The sequence below is a fragment of the Gordonia sp. 852002-10350_SCH5691597 genome, assembly GCF_001665715.1.
Taxonomy (GTDB): domain Bacteria; phylum Actinomycetota; class Actinomycetes; order Mycobacteriales; family Mycobacteriaceae; genus Gordonia; species Gordonia sputi.
The window spans coordinates 1-3,506 of the sequence record NZ_LZMO01000027.1; the positions used below are offsets into that span (position 1 = coordinate 1).

The window sequence follows — 3,506 nt, forward strand, 5'->3', positions numbered from 1 at the left end:
AGTCAGTGTAGTCATGTAGTCATTGCAGGTCAGAGCGTTTTCCGGGTGTAGTCAGAGTGTAGTCAGGGTGTAGTCACTCGGCCCTGCCCTCGCGCTACCTCTCACGGTTAACGCTCAAATAGGACACCCCTACCAACGTAGTTCGCACGGTTAGCGGGTAACCGTGACAGACCCCTACCCTCGCGTCATAGGTCGGTGGTGGGTCACTCCACTAGACCCCTGGCTCTGGGGTATCTGGCAGACCCCTAGACGCACGACGACCCCTCACCCTCGGCGGGGTAAGGGGTCGCGATGTGGTCGAGCTATGCGGCGTCGGTGATCGTGAACGTCCTCACGTGATAGCTCACATCGTGTTGGGCGTCGTACCGCGGATGGTTCAACCGGTGGTCGGTCTGGTGGTGACCAATGCGCACCGCGTCGGACTTGGTGCCCTCGATGTGCGTCTGCACCTTGGTGCCGGTCACTGGTCGTCCTCTCTCTCTGCGCTGTCGCGCAACATAAACGGGGTTTTGTAGAAGCTCACGCTCTTGCGGGATTTGTTGCCCTTCTTGTCGATGACGGTGACCGACCGGGGTGCTCGACCGCCATAGATGCCGCGCATACGCTCCTGAAACTCATCCCCGTCGGTGAGGTTGCGCAGGCTGTGCGGCACACGTCCCATTGCGCGGTCTTTGAGCCAGACGTCCAGCGCAGCCTGTCGGGAAACGCGCTTACTGGTCGGGACCTCGTCGGGGGTAACGAACTTGCGATCGGCCCACATGCGAAACTCGTTGACCTGCATACGCGCGCCGTCCTGCGCCTTGGCGACCTCCGCAGGGACGTCGGTGTCGAGGCCGTTGCGCAGGTAGTCGAGCAGGCCGTCGACCAGCCACACCAACAACGCGCGCAAGGCGTCCGGGTCTTCCTTGGGCATGATCAGTTTCGGCCCGCCGCGCGGCGCCTGGTGATTGAACGGCAGGACCAACAACCGAGCGTCGAGGGCATCGTCTGCGCCGTCAATCCGCGGCATTGAGTTGGTGGTGATGACAGGGGTGAACATCGGCGTGAACTCCTGCATCTTGCCGCTGTAGAGCGTTCGGCGGGTCTGCGTGTCCCCGCCGGTCATGCGCTTGATCTTGTTCACGTGCAATCGGTTGTCGGCGCCGACCTCGCTGGCAAAGATCATCCGAGAATGCCGCAACGACAGGAGTTCCGGCACCGGCTTTCCGTCCTTGGTCTCACGAAACAACGTGTTGACCTCGAAACTGTGCGCATAGTCGCCGAGACACTTTCCACACGCCTCGATCAGAGACGACTTACCGGTCGAGGTCTGACCAAGCAGGAAGACAATACGTCGATCGGGGTTGCCGCCGAGCAGGCAGTAACCCAGCGCGCGCTGCACATATCTTCGGGTCTCGCGGTTCGGAATGAACGTCTGAAAGAACGTGTCGAGCACCGGCGACGCGATACCGGGCGTGTACTCGACCGTGGACGACAGAACCTTGTCGGCGTGCCCACCGCGGCGCAGGACGTCGTACACCGTAGCGTTCGTGCGCTTGGCGTCGGTGTAGTCGATGATCCCGTTCGGCGTGCCGAGCGTCATTGCGTCGGTGTCGAACTCCGCGGGGTCGATCGGGTGGGGGTGCACGATGTGTGCCATGTTCAGGCCGGGCCGGATTTTGTTCAGGTTTCCGGCACTGACCCCGTCACGGTGAATTGCCTTGGCCTGGCTCTCGGCGTCCTTGGCGTCGTCGCCGTTACCGACCGCTTCGAGTTCGACCGCGCTTTTGCGGAGTCGTTCGGCTGTTTGCTTGTAGTTCTCGATGACTGCGCGCGACCAGAATCGGCCGATGACTTTCGACTCGTCGAGTCGGAAGAGTCGCCCCAGCCGGTCATTCCAGAATGCCCACTCGTCACCCCCGGCGATGGGCTTCAGTAGGTCGCCCATTGCCTCGTTGAAGATTCGGCCTCGGTCAGTGTCATTCGAGTCGTAGGGCGTGACGTCGACCGAACCGATCTGCGGGACGACCTGCCACGAAAGGGCCTCGCGCAGACCAGAGACGTCGATCTCGATGTCGTCGGCTGTGTACCCGCCAACCTTCGAGATGCGCACCCGGTCGTTTGCGACGTCGTCGGCGAGGTCTGAGACGTCCCCGCACAGCGCACGGTTCCATTCGAGTCGGGCCGTGAGCATGTCGCGCCGGTCGCCAAGAACCTCGGCGGCGAAAGCCGATTCGATGCGGTCAAGTGCGGCCTTCAGACCGTGGTGGCCTTCGGCGGCGAGCCTGACGACCTCGTGAACCCTTGCGAGCATCGCGTCGTGAGCACCGCCGGTAGCCTCCTCGGCGAGCTTGTCGGGGTCGGTCTGCCGGTCCATCTGGCCGGACATCGGCGCGTCGTAGCCGGGGATGTTCTCTTCGAGCCAACCGAGAGCCTCGGCGAGGTCGTCGAACTCCTCGACGTCGGCGCGCGGTGCTTCGGCCTTGCCCTTGCGCAGGTGCTCGACCCACGAATCAGGCAGGTCGGGGAACGTCGCGACGTCGGGCACGTCGCACGCGCGGCCCTGCGGGTCATACCAGCGGTATTCGCGACCCTCGACGACCGACGGCCACGCGACCGCGTAACGGTGCGTGCGTTGGATGATCTCGATGTCCGGGCCGGGCTTGCCTGCCCACTTCATCCCTGCCGGGACCAGGTAGAAGTAGATGCGCGACGGCGAGTCGGCGCCGCGTGAGGTCGAGGAGAACGTCGGCGGTAGTTCGCCATGCTCCGCGATCAGCGCTGCCAGCGTCTCGGCGCCATGCTTCTCGTCGTACTCGTCGACGTCGATGCCGATGACCTCGAAGAGGCCGTGGTCCTCGTCGGTGAACGCGGGCATCCGGTTGGCGAGGTTGGCGCGCGCGGCGTCGTGGTCTTCGGCGAACTCGGCCCACACCACGGGCACGTCGGGGTAGGGCTTGTTTCCGGTGGTGTCGTCGACCGGCGGGAACTTGGTTCCCTCGCGCAGGGGGAGCGGGCACCAACCGCGCGAGCGGTAAACGCTGACCGCGCTTTGTGTGTCGCGTCGGGCGACGGTGCTAGAATCGGAAGCGTTCTCGTCGTTCGGGACAAGCCCGGCCGAAGCCCTCGCACTGCGGGGGCTTCTGTCGTTACGAGACATGTTGCGGTTCTCCAATTTTCGTTCGGGTGTTGGGATGTCTGCGCGGGGCATCGGAGACAACCACCGTCGCCACGGTGCCACCCGTGACTAGCTCGATTGTACCTTGTGATCAGCCCGCGACGCGCCGAATCATGTTGCTATGCAACTGAACTCGACCGATTGACGTCAACCAAGCGAACAGACGGTCGGGGTGCGACGTAGGCAACGAATCGGTCGCGCTGCACGTCCGAACCCGGCACAATCGCCTTGCACCGCCGGGCGCGGTGGGGGGTGTGCCCCCCCGCCCGACGCGACTCGACCCATATCTCACCCCGCCGGAGAACGGGGCCGAAAGACCAGCACGAACGACAAACGGGCATGTCACACC

Annotated in this window: 2 protein-coding genes; both read right to left on the bottom strand. The window is 63.9% G+C overall.

Annotated elements, in window-relative coordinates:
- Positions 1-302: 302 nt before the first annotated feature.
- A complete protein-coding gene (locus A5777_RS24535; RefSeq protein WP_156529261.1) occupies positions 303-464 on the bottom strand; it encodes a hypothetical protein in 162 nt (53 codons plus the stop codon).
- The gene (locus A5777_RS02190; protein WP_197502271.1) at positions 461-3,139 is read right to left on the bottom strand and encodes a phage/plasmid primase, P4 family; all 2,679 of its coding nucleotides are present in this window, start codon (positions 3,137-3,139) and stop codon (positions 461-463) included. The genes A5777_RS24535 and A5777_RS02190 overlap by 4 nt, the downstream gene beginning before the upstream one ends.
- Positions 3,140-3,506: the final 367 nt, after the last annotated feature.

Coding starts and splice junctions, on each gene's coding strand:
- A5777_RS02190 (WP_197502271.1), bottom strand. CDS start 3,139: ATGTCTCGTAACGACAGAAGCCCCCGCAGTGCGAGGGCTTCGGCCGGG.